This window comes from Candidatus Nitrososphaera sp. 86-2 (assembly GCF_056726185.1).
Window position 1 is genome coordinate 218,285 of the sequence record NZ_JBWZON010000001.1, and the last position, 16,811, is coordinate 235,095.

General features: G+C 55.8%; 17 protein-coding genes. 10 read left to right on the forward strand and 7 right to left on the reverse strand.

The features are described from left to right. Window positions 1-100 precede the first annotated feature (100 nt). Window positions 101-529 (forward strand): hypothetical protein, encoded by a 429-nt coding sequence (locus tag ACYOR7_RS01365; protein ID WP_479912917.1) that lies wholly within the window; start codon window positions 101-103, stop codon window positions 527-529. Then, window positions 530-757, forward strand: coding sequence for a C2H2-type zinc finger protein (locus ACYOR7_RS01370; protein ID WP_479912918.1), 228 nt, complete (start codon window positions 530-532; stop codon window positions 755-757). Here ACYOR7_RS01370 and ACYOR7_RS01375 read toward each other — a convergent pair. Both ACYOR7_RS01375 and ppdK read right to left on the reverse strand, forming a co-directional pair. Then, entirely contained in the window at window positions 754-921 is a 168-nt protein-coding gene (locus tag ACYOR7_RS01375) for a TFIIB-type zinc ribbon-containing protein (RefSeq protein ID WP_479912919.1), read from the reverse strand. The genes ACYOR7_RS01370 and ACYOR7_RS01375 overlap by 4 nt on opposite strands. A gap of 37 nt (window positions 922-958) precedes the next feature. Further along, on the reverse strand, window positions 959-3,643 hold the full coding sequence (gene ppdK, locus ACYOR7_RS01380; RefSeq protein ID WP_479912920.1) for a pyruvate, phosphate dikinase: 2,685 nt from the start codon (window positions 3,641-3,643) through the stop codon (window positions 959-961). Window positions 3,644-3,742: 99 nt separating this feature from the next. Here ppdK and ACYOR7_RS01385 point away from each other — a divergent pair, with 99 nt between their 5' ends. After that, on the forward strand, window positions 3,743-4,375 hold the full coding sequence (locus ACYOR7_RS01385; RefSeq protein ID WP_479912921.1) for a trimeric intracellular cation channel family protein: 633 nt from the start codon (window positions 3,743-3,745) through the stop codon (window positions 4,373-4,375). A gap of 2 nt (window positions 4,376-4,377) precedes the next feature. On the opposite strand, the gene ACYOR7_RS01390 is transcribed toward ACYOR7_RS01385, so the two are convergent. The 3 genes from ACYOR7_RS01390 to fbp form a co-directional block, all read right to left on the reverse strand. Further along, the gene (locus tag ACYOR7_RS01390) at window positions 4,378-5,433 is read right to left on the reverse strand and encodes a class I SAM-dependent methyltransferase (RefSeq protein ID WP_479912922.1); all 1,056 of its coding nucleotides are present in this window, start codon (window positions 5,431-5,433) and stop codon (window positions 4,378-4,380) included. Between the two features lie 77 nt (window positions 5,434-5,510). Then, window positions 5,511-6,188 (reverse strand): triose-phosphate isomerase, encoded by a 678-nt coding sequence (gene tpiA / locus ACYOR7_RS01395; protein ID WP_479912923.1) that lies wholly within the window; start codon window positions 6,186-6,188, stop codon window positions 5,511-5,513. After that, the gene (gene fbp / locus ACYOR7_RS01400; protein ID WP_479912924.1) at window positions 6,185-7,312 is read right to left on the reverse strand and encodes a fructose-1,6-bisphosphate aldolase/phosphatase; all 1,128 of its coding nucleotides are present in this window, start codon (window positions 7,310-7,312) and stop codon (window positions 6,185-6,187) included. The genes tpiA and fbp overlap by 4 nt, the downstream gene beginning before the upstream one ends. A gap of 190 nt (window positions 7,313-7,502) precedes the next feature. Between fbp and tuf the strand changes: the two genes are divergently transcribed. Further along, window positions 7,503-8,816, forward strand: a complete 1,314-nt coding sequence (tuf, locus tag ACYOR7_RS01405; protein WP_479912925.1) for a translation elongation factor EF-1 subunit alpha — start codon at window positions 7,503-7,505, stop codon at window positions 8,814-8,816. Window positions 8,817-8,829: 13 nt separating this feature from the next. Then, window positions 8,830-9,141 (forward strand): 30S ribosomal protein S10, encoded by a 312-nt coding sequence (gene rpsJ / locus ACYOR7_RS01410; RefSeq protein WP_294806766.1) that lies wholly within the window; start codon window positions 8,830-8,832, stop codon window positions 9,139-9,141. Window positions 9,142-9,158: 17 nt separating this feature from the next. On the opposite strand, the gene ACYOR7_RS01415 is transcribed toward rpsJ, so the two are convergent. Further along, window positions 9,159-10,079: a cobalamin-binding protein gene (locus ACYOR7_RS01415; RefSeq protein ID WP_479912926.1), complete on the reverse strand. Its 921-nt coding sequence runs from the start codon at window positions 10,077-10,079 to the stop codon at window positions 9,159-9,161. A 102-nt stretch (window positions 10,080-10,181) separates the two neighbouring features. Here ACYOR7_RS01415 and ACYOR7_RS01420 point away from each other — a divergent pair, with 102 nt between their 5' ends. From ACYOR7_RS01420 to ACYOR7_RS01430, 3 genes are all read left to right on the forward strand, one after another. Further along, a complete protein-coding gene (locus ACYOR7_RS01420) occupies window positions 10,182-11,036 on the forward strand; it encodes a cupredoxin domain-containing protein (protein WP_294806760.1) in 855 nt (284 codons plus the stop codon). Window positions 11,037-11,126: 90 nt separating this feature from the next. Further along, entirely contained in the window at window positions 11,127-11,627 is a 501-nt protein-coding gene (locus ACYOR7_RS01425) for a hypothetical protein (protein WP_479912927.1), read from the forward strand. 32 nt (window positions 11,628-11,659) lie between these two features. After that, window positions 11,660-12,193 (forward strand): hypothetical protein, encoded by a 534-nt coding sequence (locus ACYOR7_RS01430; protein ID WP_294806754.1) that lies wholly within the window; start codon window positions 11,660-11,662, stop codon window positions 12,191-12,193. 12 nt (window positions 12,194-12,205) lie between these two features. Here ACYOR7_RS01430 and ACYOR7_RS01435 read toward each other — a convergent pair whose 3' ends face one another. After that, the gene (locus tag ACYOR7_RS01435) at window positions 12,206-12,898 is read right to left on the reverse strand and encodes a hypothetical protein (protein WP_294806751.1); all 693 of its coding nucleotides are present in this window, start codon (window positions 12,896-12,898) and stop codon (window positions 12,206-12,208) included. A 100-nt stretch (window positions 12,899-12,998) separates the two neighbouring features. Between ACYOR7_RS01435 and ACYOR7_RS01440 the strand changes: the two genes are divergently transcribed. Together ACYOR7_RS01440 and ACYOR7_RS01445 are read left to right on the forward strand one after the other, a co-directional pair. Then, window positions 12,999-15,926, forward strand: coding sequence for a copper resistance CopC/CopD family protein (locus ACYOR7_RS01440; protein WP_479912928.1), 2,928 nt, complete (start codon window positions 12,999-13,001; stop codon window positions 15,924-15,926). Window positions 15,927-16,008: 82 nt separating this feature from the next. Further along, window positions 16,009-16,782 carry a hypothetical protein gene (locus ACYOR7_RS01445; protein WP_479912929.1) on the forward strand — a complete coding sequence of 258 codons (774 nt, stop codon included), beginning with the start codon at window positions 16,009-16,011 and terminating at the stop codon, window positions 16,780-16,782. Window positions 16,783-16,811: the final 29 nt, after the last annotated feature.

Genomic DNA, 16,811 nt, shown 5'->3' on the forward strand with positions numbered 1-16,811 from the left:
GACTGCGCGATTATATTATGTCATATTGGCTGTTTCTGCAATTTTTCATTCATGACCTTCACGCATACTTTTTTTACCCGTTGCGCCAAGACCAGCTATATTGCTCTTTGGCAAAAAAGAGCCGGCAATGTGCGTCGTGTGTGGTAGGGAGCTGAAGCACAGGTACAAACCCAAGGAAGAGTGGAAGATAGAGGGCTACCTGTGCAGCGACTGCCAGATAGAAAAGACAAAAGAGTATGCTGCAAAGCAACAGCAACAAAAGGAGGAGCCAGACCATTGCGCCTTGTGCAAGATGGAGCTGGGAGATGTGGCGGTCAAGCCGCGGTGGCAGTGGGAGATGGAGCCCGGCACGCTCTTGTGCCAGCCGTGCTTTGGAAGAAAAGAGGCAGAGTACAACAAGAGGCTGAACTTTTGCGCCACTTGTGGGGCCAAGATAGGATTCATCCGCTACAACCCCAAGCCGGCTTGGAAGATCCAGGGGCAGATGTGCCGGAAATGCTGGGATGCAAGGAACAGCCAGGGAAAATAAATGACTGGTTTATTTTTTGCAAAGCACGAATGCGAAAAGTGCGGCAAAAAGTTCCGCAAAGTAGAGGAGTTTATGCAGCACCAGCAGGTGGCGCACGAAAACAAACAATACGTCTGCGAAAAGTGCGGCATGGGCTTTGACGGCATGGAGCAGATGCGCGACCACGCAAAAAAGTTCCACTCGTACAACAGGATTCTTGACGACCGGAAAAAGGGAGATAGTAGTTAGACAGCCTTTAGCTGCTTTACAATCGGCGGCCTGGCCTTGCGGAAGACGCGAAAGCCGCAGATGCACTTTATCTCTGGCAGGCGCGACAGCTCCTCAACGGTCACGGGCGTGCCGCAGCGCATACACTCGTAGGTTACGCCGGCAGTACCTCCTTCAGAAGACATATACGCAATTCACGTTTCCCGCCCCACATTTTAAGCTTTAATCCGTCAGGAACCGGGACAGCTTGCCACTCTTGTTGCCCCTGATGGCCGACTGGGCCGCTGCGAGGATTGCGATTGGTATCCTGTGCGACGAGGCGCTGACATAGTCGAGGCCAATCGTGGTGCAGAATTCTATCGACTTGGGGTCGCCTCCGTGCTCGCCACAGATCCCTATCTCCATGTCCTTTTTCACCTTCCTTGCCATCTCTATCGTCATCTTCATCAGCCTGCCGACCCCCTTCTGGTCTATGCTCTGAAACGGGTTGACTGCGATGACTCCCTTCTCAAGATAAAAGGGCAGGAACTTGCCTTCCGCGTCCTCCCTGCTAAAGCTGAACGTGGCCTGCGTGAGGTCGTTTGTCCCAAAGCTGAGAAAGTCTGCGACGTGCGCAATCTCGTCTGCCACGAGGCACGACCTGACAACTTCGATCATGCTGCCAAAGACTATTTTCAGTTTAATTTTGTGCCTGTGCTCGGCCTCGCGTTTTACAGACTCGAACATGTGCCTGACGGTCGCAAGCTCGTTGACAGTCGCTACCTGCGGCACCATTATCTGAGACTCTACCTTCACCCCCTCCTTCGTGAGGTCCGCCGCCGCCTCACACACCGCCCGTATCTGCATCTCATATATCTCGGGAAACGTTATTCCGACCCTGACGCCCCTGTGGCCAAGCATCGGGTTTATCTCGGAGAGCTCGCGCACTCGCCTGAGCATCTTTTCGCGCTTTAGCATTTCTGCTTCCGCCTTGTGGCCGCCCTCCGACTTTAGCTCGAAAATCTGCATCATGAGGTCTTCCTCTTTCGGGAGGAACTCGTGCAGCGGCGGGTCAAGGAGCCTGATTGTCACAGGCAAGCCCTGCATCTCCTTAAAGATCGCCTTGAAATCGGACTTTTGCAGGCGTTCAAGCTCTGCGAGTGCCTTTTCGCGTTCTTGTTCTGTCTCGGCCATGACCATCTTTGTGAAAAGCGCGATCCTGTCGTGCTGGTTGAACATGCGCTCGGTCCTGCACAGCCCGATGCCCTCTGCACCATACTTGCGCGCAAGCGTCGCGCTCTCGGGCGTGTCAGCGTTTGCGCGAATCCTTATCGCCTTCATCTCGGCCGACCACTGCAGTATCTCCTTGAACTCGGACGTTATCTCGGGTGCTACCGTAGGCACTTCAACTGTATACACTCTGCCGGTCGAGCCGTCGATTGTTATCTTTTGGCCTTCAGTGACTGCCACCCTGCCTGCGACGGAAAAGCTTGCGCCTTCGGGGTCTATCTCTATCTGCGAGCAGCCGACGACGCACGGTTTGCCCATGCCCCTTGCGACCACCGCCGCATGTGACGTTTTGCCGCCTCTCGTGGTCAGTATGCCGACTGACTGGAAGAACGCCGGCACGTCGTCAGGTTTCGTGTCCTCTCTTATCAGCACCACCTTTTCGCCCCGCTTGCCCATGGCCTCCGCCTTTGCTACGTCGAAAACCGCGATGCCGCTTGCCGCACCCGGCGACGCCGCGACGCCGGTTGCCACCGGCTTTTGCTTGACGCGGTGGCTGTCAATCCTCGGGTAGAGTATCTGCTCCAAGCCCTCCGGATCAATGCGCTGCAGCGCCTCAACCTTGTTGATGAGTCCCTCATGGTACATGTCAACCGACGTCTTGACGCTTGCACCCGCGCTCATCTTGGCGGTCCTTGTCTGTAGGATGTACAGCCTGCCCCGCTCGACTGTAAACTCGACGTCCTGGCACTCCCTGAAATGGTCCTCAAGCTTTTGGCAGACCTGGTTCAGCTCGCCAAACGCCTGGGGCATCTCGCCTTCCATCTGGTCGATGTGGCTCGGGTTTGCCTTGCCTGACACCACGTCCTCTCCTTGCGCGTTTACCAGATAATCTCCATAAAGCTTTTTCTCGCCCGTCTCAGGGTTGCGCGTAAACACGACGCCTGTCGCGCTGTCACGGCCCATGTTGCCAAACACCATTGCCACCACGGTGACTGCCGTGCCGTTTGCCATGTCCGGCGTGATGCCGTACTGCCTGCGGTATTCCACCGCGCGCTTGCCGGTCCACGAGGTGAACACCGCGTCGATTGCAAACTCTATCTGCTTGTACGGGTCGTCCGGGAACCTCTTGCCCGTCGCCTCGCACAGCGAGCGGAACGACGCGATTACCTTGCGCAGCGTCTTTTCGTCAGGAGGTGCTGTGCCATTGTTTGCCGCAAGAAGTGCCTTTTCAAACTGCCTGTCGTCTGCGCCAAGCACGATCTTGCCAAACATCTGGATAAAGCGCCTGTAGGCGTCAAGCGCAAACCTGATGTCGCCGCTCTGTGCGGCGAGGCCCTCAACCGTCTGGTCGTTGAGGCCGAGGTTGAGTATAGTGTCCATCATGCCCGGCATTGACACTGGCGCGCCGGACCGGACGGAGACAAGGAGTGGGTTTTTTGCGTCGCCGAATTTCTTGCCGGTGATTGCCTCAAGGCGCCGGATGGATTTTCGCACCTCGTCCATCAGGCCGTCGGGCAGGCGCCTGCCTGCCTCGTAGAATTTCTCGCAAATGTCAGTCGTGATTATGAATCCGGGCGGGACCGGCAGGCCCAGTTTCGTCATTTCTGCAAGGCCGGCGCCCTTGCCTCCAAGGAGCGCCCTGTTCTTGCCGTCAGCCTCGTCAAAGAAGTATATCGGCTTGGCAATCGCGCTGCTCATGTTTTGTTGGTAAAACTTGCCACCTACTGGTTTAAAACGTTATGAACCTCCCTGCATACCGATAGTTTCAAATCAATGCCTGCGCAGAGCTAGCCGGCCTTGGCGGACCCCGGCCTTTCCGTGCCCCTGCTCATCCAGTTCCTCGACCTTATTGGCACTGCTGCGTTTGCGGCCACTGGCGCGTTCAAGGCAGTCGAGCACAAGTCAGACATTGTAGGTATAATCATACTTGCCACGATAACCGGAGTTGCTGGAGGCGTGCTCCGCGACGTGATATTTGGCAGGATACCGCCGGTCGCAATTACAAACCCGCTCTACGTCGCAATAACGATAGGGATGGCAGTCGCCATCTTTTTCCTCTACCGGTCGTTCAAGCACTACGAGGGGCTCATCCTGAAATTCGACGCAGTCGGCCTCGGCGTCTTTACCATTATCGGCGCGTCGTTTGCCTACAGCGTGTTTGGGCTGAACTTTCTTGCGATGGCGTTTGCAGGCATCGTGACGGCGGTTGGAGGCGGGATACTGCGCGACGTTTTCGTAAACGAGGTGCCCATCGTGTTTGTCAAAGAGCTGTACGCTTCCGCAAGCTTTGCCGGCGTGGTCGCGTTCTTTGGGATGCTTGCGGCCGGCATCAACGTTGACATTGCCGCCATACCGTGCATCGCGCTTGTCACCGGCCTTCGCGTGCTTGCGATGAGGTACAACTGGAACCTGCCAAGGTCCAGGATCTAGACCTATGGCCTGGCCTCGTACACCAGGTTCACTGGGCTCCGAGTCGCGCGCCTGAACCTCGTAAAGCCGCCCTTTTCGGCGACCTCGCGCATCTTTTTCTCGCCTGCCTGCGCGCCGAGCCCCGGCCCGCCCTGCGCAAGGGACGCCGGCACGCATATCACGGTCGACGCAGAGTAGAACAGCCTGCCAAGCGGGTTGAGGTTGTCCTCCAGCCTGTCTTCGGCGTACGGCTCGACTATGAACATCGTGCCGTCTTTTTTCTTGAGCGCCCTGTACGTGTGGGCGGCTGCGCCGTATGGGTCAACCATGTCGTGCAGGCAGTCAAAGAACGCGACCACGTCATAGTCGTCGCCGGGAAAGTCCGTGGATTTTGCGACCTGGAATGTCACTCTGTCTGCGACTCCTTCCTTCTCTGCCTGCTTTTTCGCCCATTCAATTGAGGGCTCGTGGTAGTCAAACCCGTAGAACCTGGAGTTTGGAAAAGCCTTCGCCAGGAGTATCGTCGACGCGCCGTGGCCGCAGCCGACGTCTGCCATCTTGGCTCCATTTTTCAGCTTGGCCTCGACTCCCTCAAGCGCTGGTATCCAGCTCTTGACAAGGTTTGCGTTGTACGCCGGCCTGAAAAAGCGCTCGGTGCCCTCAAACAGGCATTTTTCGTGGTCGCCCCATGAAAGGCCCTTCCCGGTCCTCATCGCCTCGATTATCTTTTGCTCGTCTTTGAAAAGCGACGCCATTATCTGGAATCCTCCCTGCATGAACGCCCGGCTCCCTTCCTGCGCAAGCGCTATCGCCTGCTCCTCTGAAAGCGTGTACGTGCCTGTCTTGGAGTCATAAGACACGTACCCGCCGGCAGCCTGGCTTGCAAGCCATTCTCTTATCATGCGCGGGTTCGTGCCTGTTTTCTGCGCCAGCGCGTCCGGAGTCATTGCGCCTGCGCCGGCCATCGCCCTGTACAGCCCCAACCTGTCGCCGACAAACGCAAGGAGTGCCCCGACAGCTCCTCCCATGTCGCCGACTACTTTGCCAATAAACTCATTCAGCTTTGCCTCGTCAACCATGGACGCTTTGCAGCAGAACTGGATATTTAAGAGAATTTCCAGATCTTTACAGAATGTTCTTACTCTGTGTAGTTTCTCTATCCTGAAATCTTTTTCATGCCCTGTGCAAGCTCGGCTATTTTTTCGGGCCACGACTTTGCCTTGATGACTCCTGAAGCGACCAAGATTCCGTGCGAGCCAAGTTCCATCGCCTTTGCAACGTCGCCTTTGTCGGTAATGCCTGCGCCGCAGACGACCTTTGACCTGCCGCTGCCGGCAGCCTTTATCGAATCCGTGATTATGGCCGGGTTTTCCTTTGAAACCGCCCTGCCGGAGCCAATGAGCTCCGGTGGCTCGATTGCGATAAAGTCCGGCTCCATCTCTGAGATTTTCGCCACCTCGCCGGGCGTCCTGGCGCACACTATTGAAGTCATCTTCAGGGCGCGCAGCCTCTTTACTAGCCTTGCTATGGCGTCGGTATCTATCCTGTGCTCGCTGTGGTTTATCAGAGAACCTGATGCGCCGTACGATTTTGCTATCTCTGGCACGAAAAACCCGGTTGTAGATCCTTCCTGCGCGTCGTCTACGTGCTGGCATACCACCGGGATGTCAACGCTCTTGCATACAAGCGCCAGCGCCGGCTGCGGGGGCGCAAGCACCACTTCGACATCCAGTTTCCTTGCGACTTCTTGCCCTGCTCTTGCAAGCTCTAGCGTCTTTTGCGGAAAAGACGCCTCGCCGTAGTTCTTGAAGTTGATGATGAGGGGCCGGTTCAACGCTTGCCAGCTTTGCCCTTGCTCTTTGGCTCTTCTAGGTCGCGGAACTTGGATTCCAGCTTGTTCATGCGCGCCTGGTAGCCCTTGTTGTATTCCAGTTCTTCGGGAATGAGCGTCGCCGGGTGGATAAAGCCCTGGTTGCGCATTATCATGGCCCGCTCTGCCGCCCACATGCGCTGGAGGTCCCAGTCGACCGTGCCAAAGCCGTCGTGCGGACCTGTCAGCTTGCCGTTATGCATACTGAAAAGCAGGCACGACACTATGGGTATAGAGTAGTTGAGGCTTGCAGCCGAGTTGAGTTTTACTGGCTGGAGGGGCATGTGGTGGCTACCCCTCGTGTTGCCTGCCACATAGTGCGGGTCGTTGAACGCGCTTCCCGCCTCTTCAGTGGCTGGAAAGTTCTTTTGCGTCCTTACTATCATGATGGGGTCGTCCTTGCCCACGTACGTGCCGGCGATGTTGTGCAGGCGGTCGGTAGAAGCAGAGACGATGTGCTCTGCCATGTCAGACGAAAACACCGCAGAAACGACGTACCTGCCGGGGTACATCAGCGCCGCTTCCAGTTCTGCCTTGTCCTGCCACATCTTCAAGTCGGCAACCTTGCCGGACATGACGTCCATTATGCGGAACACGACGCCCTCTGCAAGGCGCTCGTTAATCAAAAGGCCGGTGTTGCTCCTTGCGTCGACAAACATCCTCCACAGCGGGAAATTGTACGCGCCCGGCTCTGTCTTGTCTGCCGCAAATATGCAGAACACCTCGCTTGGGCGCTCCTCCATCTCTATCTCGGCTACGCCCGGTCCCATGCCCTTGACGTTTCCAGAGAAAGAGTCCTTTAGCAAATCCTGGCCGGCGCCGTACAGACCCTGCTCCTTGGCTACCTTGGTGCCCTCTGTGAACGCGTCCCATGCAAGCTTGTGGATCTTTTCGTTGTCGACTCCAAGCGTGTGGGTCATTATGATGTGGATGTCGTCGCCGCTAAATCCAATGTAATGATCAATAAGCATCCCCTTTGAGTTCTTGGCCACAAAGCCCTTCACTGCGTTGACGAGCTCGTCGCTTGGGCGGGTGTGGCCGCCGATGCCTCCAATATCTGCCTTGATAGCGCTGATTGTGATCCGCATGTCTGGTGCAAAAAGCGCGGTTCTTGGTTTAAAACTCTTCCGATAGTTCCCTCCCGTGGGAATGAACATTTTTTGCACGCGGGCCTCACACACCTGCACAGGGGCGCCAAAAATCTGCTAATGAGACGTACAAGAAATCGCAAGAATCGCAGGCGAAATATAAATAAAGCCCATGGAGCGTTCTTGCCCTATGAGCGCTAGCAAAAAGCCACACCTGAACATTGTGGTTACAGGCCACGTCGATAATGGTAAATCTACTACTGTCGGTCACTTGCTCGTCGATCTCGGCGCAATTGACCAGAGGACTATTGATGCATATGCAAAGGAATCCGAGGCAACCGGAAAGGGTGACACTTTCAAGTACGCATGGGTCATGGACTCTATCAAGGACGAACGCGAAAGAGGTATCACAATCGACCTCGCTTTCCAGAAATTCGAGACCGCAAAGTACTTTTTCACGCTAATCGATGCTCCGGGTCACAAGGACTTTATCAAGAACATGATCACGGGCGCGTCAGAGGCTGACGCAGCCATCCTCGTCATCTCCGTCAAGCCGGGTGAGACCGAGGCATCAATCGAGCCGGGAGGACAGGGCAGGGAGCACGCATTCCTTGCCAAGACTCTCGGTGTCGGCCAGATAGTCGTCGCACTGAACAAGATGGACGACGTCGGCTACCAAGAGGCTCGCTACAAGGAGGTCAAGGACCACGTGGAAAAGATGCTAAAGTCTGTCGGCTTTAACACTGCCAAGGTCAACTTTGTACCGGTGTCAGGCTGGAAGGGCGACAACCTGGTAAAGAAGAGCGACAACATGCCGTGGTACAAGGGCGTCACGCTCGCAGAGGCACTCGATGCTTTCGAGCCGCCAGAGAAGCCAATCGGCAAGCCGCTCCGTGTCCCGATACAGGACGTTTACACAATCACGGGCGTAGGCACCGTGCCGGTGGGCAGAGTCGAAACAGGCAAGATGAGGCCAAACGACAAGGTCGTAGTCATGCCATCCGGCGCCGTCGGCGAAATCAAGACCATCGAGACACACCATACCATACTCGAATCGGCAGAGGCAGGCGACAACGTCGGCTTTAACCTCAGAGGCGTCGACAAGAAGCAAATAAAGCGCGGCGACATTATTGGCCCTGCAGACAACCCGCCAGCAGTCGCAAAGGAATTCGAGGCACGCATCATCGTCATCTCGCACCCAACCGCAATCGCTCCGGGCTACACGCCAGTGCTGCACGCACACACCGCGCAGGTCGCAGCCACAATCTCTCACTTTGTGAGCAAGATTGACCCAAGGACCGGTGCAACGACAGAGGAGAACCCCAAGTTCCTAAAGACGGGCGACGCGGCAATCGTCAAGATAAAGCCAGTCAGGCCACTTGCAATCGAGACGTTCAAGGACTTTCCAGAGATCGGCAGGTTTGCGCTCCGCGACATGGGAACAACCATTGCCGCAGGTGTCGTCCTGAACATCACCGAGAAGTTCGACCCGAACAAAAAGTAAGTGACCAATAGATATGCCACAGGCAGCAAGAATCAAACTGACAAGCACGAACCTCACCACGCTTGAAGGCGTGTGCACTGAGATAAGGGGCATAGGGGAAAAGAGCGGCATCAAGCTGCGCGGCCCCCACCCGTTACCGACCAAGCGCATGAAGGTGGTGACGAGAAAGTCGCCGTGCGGCCAGGGTACAAACACGTACGACAAGTACGAGCTACGCATCCACAGGCGGGTAATCGACGTGGGCGCCGACGACAGGGCAATAAGGCAGCTGATGCGCCTGAAAATCCCTGACGATGTCTACATCGAAGTCTCGCTGACCCAGTAGCTCTTTTCTCTCTCTACCTACTTTACTACTTTTTTGTAACTGCCCTTTGGCACCTTTATCTTCCTGGATGCTTCGGGGTTGATTATTTTTGCAAGTATTTCCAGACCGACGACGGTCCGGGGGCTGGGCTTGCTGAAATACGCGCCTGACTCGACCGCATAGACGCTTTTTTGTTTCACTGCGCGAAGCGACTCCCACTTTACATTTCCTTTCAGCGCTTTCATCTCCTCAAGCGTCCTCTTTACCCCAAAGCCGCACGGCATCATGACGATGATATCGGGGTCGAATTTCGCGATTTCTTCAAAATCCATCCTGCGCGACTGCTCGCCCGCACTGCTCAGCCCGTTAATGCCGCCGGCATACTCGACCATCTGCGGAACCCAGTGGCCGGCGGTAAACGGCGGGTCGACCCACTCTATGCACACCACCTTTGGCTTGTTGCTCTTCTTTGCCTTTATCGCGCGCACGGCGTCGATGCGCTTTTGAAGCGCCGAGACCAACCTGCGGCCCTCCTTTACCCTGCCGACCTTTTCTGCCACGTCCATGATGCTCACGAGCACGTCGTCAAGGTCGTGCGGATCAAGAACCAATACATCGGGCTTGCCGCCAAGGACGCTTACTGCCCTCCCTATCTCCTTTGTAAAGGGCGAGCAGACCTCGCAGAGCCCTTGTGCCACTATCAGCTCCGGGTCGGCCTCTTTCAGCGCTTTTTCGTCGACTATGTAAATGTCGCCACCCGACTGCATGAGCTCGACTATCTTGCCGTCTATTTCTTTTCCAGTCATCCTTGCCGGGTCAAAAGACGGGTGTATCACCTGCGGTTTTTTCCGCGCGGCAGGCGGGTACTTGCACTCGTGGGTCACGCCGACTAGGTCACTTCCAAGCCCAAGCTCGAACAGGGTCTCTGTCGCGCTGGGCAAAAACGAGACTATGCGCACTAGCCTGTAAAACGGCCCCTTCGTTAAAAACCTGGCTGCATGTGCTTGCGTACAGAACAAAACTCCAAAACTTTTTTAATCCCATCGAGCTCGCAGTTATCAATGAACGCAAAGATAGCACTAGCTGCAGGCATGGCGGCTATTTTTACAGCAATCCTGGTTATTCCAAGCCAGGCAGCCTTTGCAGCCACTGTCAACATCACCCTTGTGCCGGGAGCGTCGACCAAGTCAAACGACGCATTTTCTCCAAACCCGGCCACGGCACAGGTAGGCGACACCGTGATATGGACCAACAAGGATAGCGCTCTGCACACCGTAGAGTCTGGTTCAAACGCGACTCCGGACGGCAAGTTCGGCGTCCAGTCTGACGGCCAGACTCCGGTACTTCTCCCACCCGGCAAGACTGCTGAATTCAAGCCAACTGCAGCAGGAGACTATCCGTACTTTTGCTCACTCCACCCAGCAATGGTAGGTATGCTCAAGGTGGCAGCAGCAGGCGGCAGCACCGGCGGTAACACAACCGGCGGCGGTAGCACAGGTGGATCCATGATGCAAGGCACGGCTACGGCCCAGCTTGACGGCAAGAGCTACACAGTTACCAGCAGCTCTATGACTTCAAAGGTGACGACTGTCAAGATCAACCAAGGCCAGTCAGTCGATGTAACCTTTGACAAGGCTGGAGAGGTCCAACTGACTCTGCCAAAGGCTATGATTGACGGAATACAGAATAACGCCACTGCAAGCGGCAAATCCGTAACTATCACGCCAGTAAACTCCACAGCTACTGATGCGACAGTCAAGCTCACTGTGCCAGACGGCGCTACTACTGTCACCATCAAGGGAGCTATGGTCGTCCCAGAGTTTGGCGTGGTTGCGGCACTCGTCCTTGCGGCATCGCTCGTGGCAGTGATAGGCATAGCGCGCTTCAAGGGACAGGCTTTTGGGTTTAGGTTCTAAAAACCTCCCATTCCTTTCTTTTCTTTTTCTTCTTCCAGCAACAGTAGCAACAACGACAACACTTTATCTATCACAACTGGCTGACAAACAATGTCATTATCCGTGCTAGTAGTGCTTTTTGCCACAGCACTTCTTTTGTTTGTCCCCTTTTTGCAGCCCGCCCTTGCGCAGGCCAACAACAACGACAACACCGGCCCGGTGGCGCTGGAATCCAAAAGCGACCATGGGACGTTTCTGGTGAGGATGAACTGGACGCAGCAGGCAGACCTTGGCGCTGACAACATCTTCAAACTGAAATTCATAGAGCCAGAGACCGGCAGGGAGCTTGAGGATATCACCTACGACTTTGTCGTGCTCTCGGCAGACGGCCACGAAGAGTTGCAACGCAAGTCGCAGTCTGCAGGCACTCAGGCGGTGGCGTTTTCCGCGGAAGGGCCTTATGTCATCCGGATCACAAACATCGACGGCCTCGGCGAGGGGGCCGACTTTAATCTGAGGGTGACGCCCGAGTTTGCGCCTGTTGCAATCGTTGCGGGCGCGGGCGTGGCGCTTGCAACGTTTTTCGGCGCAAAGCACCGGAAGGAGCTATAATTTATTACCTTGGCCGGAGAATGAGGTATAACATGATGCCTGCTACAACGCTACTATACCTCGCTATCGCAATTGCTGCAATCATGGCAGCAGCAGGATTTGCATCGATTCCTGTTGTGCACGCACAAGCAGCCGGGGCGGCAACTGGTAACAAGACTCTGGACGTCACAATCGAGCCTGAATGGGCAGACGGCGGAAGCGTCAAGTTCCATGTGAATTTCTATGAACCTGGCACAAAGAACCTTAACCAGCATAATTACTACGACTTCCAGATTCTCCAGAATGGCAATGTCGTATATAGTGCTGCAAAGCAGACCAATCAACAAAATATTCACAATGTTGGAGGGACAATAACCGTGCCGTACAAGTTCCAGCAGAACGGTGATTATACGGCAAGAGTCACGTTGTATGCTACCAATATACCACCAGTCCCGATAAACCCCGAGAACACTGATCTTTCAATCAAGGTGACGCCCGAATTTCCAATAGGCGCTCTGGGTGCAGTTGCCGCGGCGATGATGGCCGGAGCCGTGGTGGCCGCAAGGGTAAAGATGGTAAAGATCTAGGCCGTCCGTAGCCTAGGCTTTGCGGGAAAGTGTGCGGGCCGCAATTGCAATGCCTGCCACTCCAACCCCTATTCCTACCATGCCTACCAAGTAGGCCCTATCTGATTCTGCTTTTATTGTTTGAATGTCCTGTGCTGCCTTTTGCGCCGCGTCGGTTGCGTTCTGCGCGGAGGTGGTGGCATTGTCAATTCGGGTGTTGAGGTCGGATATGGTAGAACCTATCTGGTTGACAAAGTCCTGCGGGATGCCTTGGCTTGAGCCGCCTGACGCGGGGAAGTTGAGAGTCTTGGTATCCACTACATCCTCTATCTGGACCTGGTTGTCGATCTTTTGGCCGGCGATGGTGCCGGTGATGTGAATCGTTATCTGGCCCAGCTGCGTCGGGATTATCTGGCCTGCATAAAGGCCGGATGCCTCTCCCGGCAAGACGTCCAAGTCCTTGCTGTCGCCGCCCTTTATCACGGTCACCTTGGCGTTTGCAAATGCGTTTGCGACCGGCTTGCCGTCAGAGATCTTGTTCACTTGGACCGTTATGGTGTTCAACTGGCCAAGAAGCGGTGGTTCTGTTCCCCAGCCTATCTCCATACTGATATCGCCTGCTTTGGTTGCAGTGTGGGCGTACGCGGGGCTGATGGAAGAAGAAAGCGTCGCTGTAAGCAAGATCGGGATTGCAAGTGCAAGAGCAAGGGCGGCTTTTTTCATCATAAAAAAATTATCCTGCAGTGCTTATAATCTTTGATGATCGTTCGGGATTTGTACCACAAAACAAGCAAGAGTCAAATATGGTCCGGCGCGTATTACAAGCATGTCTGGCCGGCCACTGCTGTGCATATTCGTCGTCGCAGCCATAGTGGCAACGCTTGCCTTTACAATCATGCCACCGCAGCAGTCCTTTGCTCACGCGTTTACGGTAAGCACGTCGCCAAAGCCGTTTCAGAGCTTGTCTTCTCCGCCCGCCGAAGTAAAGGCTTCGTTCAGTGAGGCAGTAGAGGTCTCGTACAGCACAATAACTGTGCTTGGGCCTGACGGATCGCGGGTCGACAACAATGATCCACACAACGTGGATGGCGACACCCAGTCTCTCGCAGTCACATTGAAACCGGGTCTGCCTGACGGCGTCTACACGGTTAGCACAAAGGTGCTTTCTGCAATCGACGGCCACGTGGTTGACGGCGCCTTTACGTTTGGCATAGGAACCGCAGTCACGCCGTCCGAAGGACCTGCCAGCCAGCCTTCACAGATCCTGTCTCCGCTACAGTCGGCGTCGAGGTTCCCCGGCATGGTCGGACAGGTCATCGTGGTCGGCGCGGCGTTTGGCACGCTGTGGCTGTGGAAGCCGCTTTCGCGCGTGCCGTGGCTTGCAAGCGCAATATCATCTCAGCGAGCCGCGATCGACAGAAATATGGTGAAACTCGTCATGATCGGCGCGGCCATCGTGATTGGCTCGAACTTTGCCATGATAGCCGTGCAGGCGTACGACATCAACGCCGGGATAGCACAGGCGATAGCGACCAAGTTCGGCAATGTCTGGACGACGCGCATGATCGAATCGTCAATACTGATGATAATCGCCGTATTCGTGTACCGCAAGCTGAGCAAGACCGGCACGCTCCCAAGCAAGGCCGAGATACTTGCAATACTCGTGATGGGTCTTGCGGTGCTCGTGACGTCAAGCCTGATAGCGCACGGCGCGGCCACGGGACAGATAACCGCAATCCTGCTCGACTTTTTCCACAACACCGCGGCTAGCATCTGGATAGGCGGCCTGATATTGATGGGCTTTGTGGCGGTGCCAAAAATCCTTTCAATGGCCGACGAGCGCACAAGGGCGGCCGCAATTTCCATCCTGATACCTCGCTTTTCAACCATAGTAGTCACGATACTTGGCATCGCTATCATAACCGGGCCTCTCTTGCTGTTCCTGATAGAGAGCGACCTTTCGCTCACGCTTGCGTCTACGTACGGCAAGGTCCTTGCGATAAAGTTGGGGCTTGCCGGCGTCATGGTCGCAATGGGTGGTTACTCGCAGTTTGTGATACAGAAAAAGGCGATGGTCGCAATGGTCGGAGGCTCTTCCGTCCAGTCAAACGGCTACGGGCGCTTTGCAAAGAGCTTGAAGGCAGAGGCCGGAGTCGGAATAGCCCTGCTCCTGGCGGTGTCGATAATGGCTAACGCCTCGCTTCCAGCCGGCGAGTTTCCGCAGTATGGCAAGCAGCATCCGGACCAGCAAGCAGCCTTTGCAGCCACACAACAGCAGACCGCAGCAGCTTCGTCCACGAAATTCATGCAGACGCTGTACGGCTCAACTGGCAAGGTGAACCTCACGGTGGACCCGTTTGCCGTTGGCCAGAACAAGTTCACGCTTGCATTCTTTGGCAATGACGGCAAGCCGGCGGCAGACGTCAGTGCCGCGGCGATAAAACTGACGCAGGTCGAAAAGGGCATAGGCCCGATAAACATCAACGCGACGCGCCAGCAGGACGGAACTTTTACCGCGGACGCGGCATTCAGCCTGCCGGGCAAGTGGTCGGTGCAGGTGGAAGGCGTGCGCTCTTCATCGTCAAACATCGTCGCGACTCTTGATACTCAGGTCAGGCCGGCGGTATCTAGCCTCGGTTTTGACGTCAAGGAGTACAAGACGCCAGATAAGACTCTCATGCTGTTCCCGGTGTTTGACGCAAAACGCCAGTCGATATGGGCCGGCGACGAGAATCCCGGCTCCGGGAGGATAATGCAGTTTGACATTGCCACTGGTAAATACGTCGAGCACAAACTGGCCGGCATCGACCTTGTCTCGATAGTGGCGCTTGGCAGCGATGGCACTTTGTGGTACGTCAGCCCGAGGCAGTCGCTGGTAGGGCACTATGATCCCCAGACAAAAGAGAACAAGACCTTCCCCCTGCCTGAAAAAGGCATACCGGGCGGGCTTGCAATCGACGGCAGCGGAAACGTGTGGGTGCCCGTCCAGGAGCCAAACAAGGTGTTCAAGTTCGAGCCGGCATCCGGCAAATTTACCGGATTTGATATACCAACTCCGCAGTCTAGCCCCGTAGGGGTGACCGTGGATCGCGACGGCAAGCTATGGATTCCTGAAGCCGCGGTGGGTAAGATAGCCATGATAGACCCTGTCACAGGCAAGGTGACAGAATACGAGCCAAAGGGCCAGAACAAGCTCATAGTGCCTACAGCCATATTCGCCGATCCAAATAGCAACAATCTGCTTATCGCCGAGCATGAAGGGCACACCGTCACGGCGTTCAATCCGCTCTTCAAGACGTTCCGCGAATATCCTCCGCTGAACGGCGCCAGCTTGCCCTTTGGCATGGCGGCTGACAGCTATGGCAACATATGGATTGCCGAGCACACGGTGGACAAAGTCGCCGTGTTTGACCCAAGGACGGGAGCAAGCGCCGAGGCCAAGATACCGACGGCCGGCTCGCAAATTCAGTACCTGACCGCCGACGACAAGGGCAAGATCTGGTTTGCAGAGCAGCAGGGCTCAGCCCTCGGGAGCATCACGATAACTGCCAAGCCTTCCGCGCCGCCGGCGCCACCGACACAGCAGCCGGACAACAACAAACCCGAAGCAAGCCCGGTGACCAACATCGGCTTTTCGCTTGCAGATTTGGCTGGCCCCGCAATAGCCGCCGGCATCGTGATAAGCGCCCTGATGTATGCCAAGAGCGCGACGGACCTGAAGCGCAACATCCGCGCGGCGGTAAACAGAGGCTAGCGCCCGGGCATTTTTTCTTCAATGTAGTACATTTGGCGAATGTTCCACTTTTCTTAAATTTTCTATGCACTCCAATACGCTTATGAAATTAGTGATTATGGTAGGGGCAGTGGCGGTCGCGCTCCTCTTGGCAGGCGCTTTTGCGGCGCCGGCCTACGCGCACCAGCGCCAGCTCTATACGATAGGCGGCAAGGACTATTTGATAGTGATAGGCTCGCTCAACGAGCCGGCGTTTGTCGACGACAAGACGGGCGTGGACCTTCGTGTCCTCAACGCGGATCCAAGCGATCCGATGAACTCCAAAGCGGCGGGGGCTGCCCCGGTCAACGGCCTTGAGCAGACGCTTAAAGTTGAGATAGGCGCAGGTGGCAAGACAAAAGAGATGCCGCTAGAGCCCGTGTTCAACTCGCCGGGCCAGTACAGCGCGCCGTTCTACCCGACCATTGCGACCACGTATACGTATCGCATATTTGGAACGATAAACAATACGCCGGTCAACCTCACGTTCACATGCACGCCTGCAGGAGAGGCTGGCGCACAGGCAAACAACTCGACAACCACTGTGTCGGAGGGCGTGGTGAGAAAGGGAGTGACCGGAGGCTATGGCTGCTTTGAGTCGCGCACCGACGCTGGCTTTCCAGAAAAGTACGTGCAAAACAACGACGTGAGCAAGGCAATAGCGCAGGTCCAGAGCGACATTGCGTCCGTCAAGGCACCTGCGACTTCTCCAGCAGCGTCAAGTAGCAGCGACGGTAGCGGCGGCATGGTGTGGGCAGGAATCGGCCTTGGCATTGTCGGAATCGCCATAGGCGCGGTGGCAATGACGCGCCGGCGTGGCGGCAACAACAGCAAGTAGGGCCCCTTTTTTTCTACGGCCATGACGTC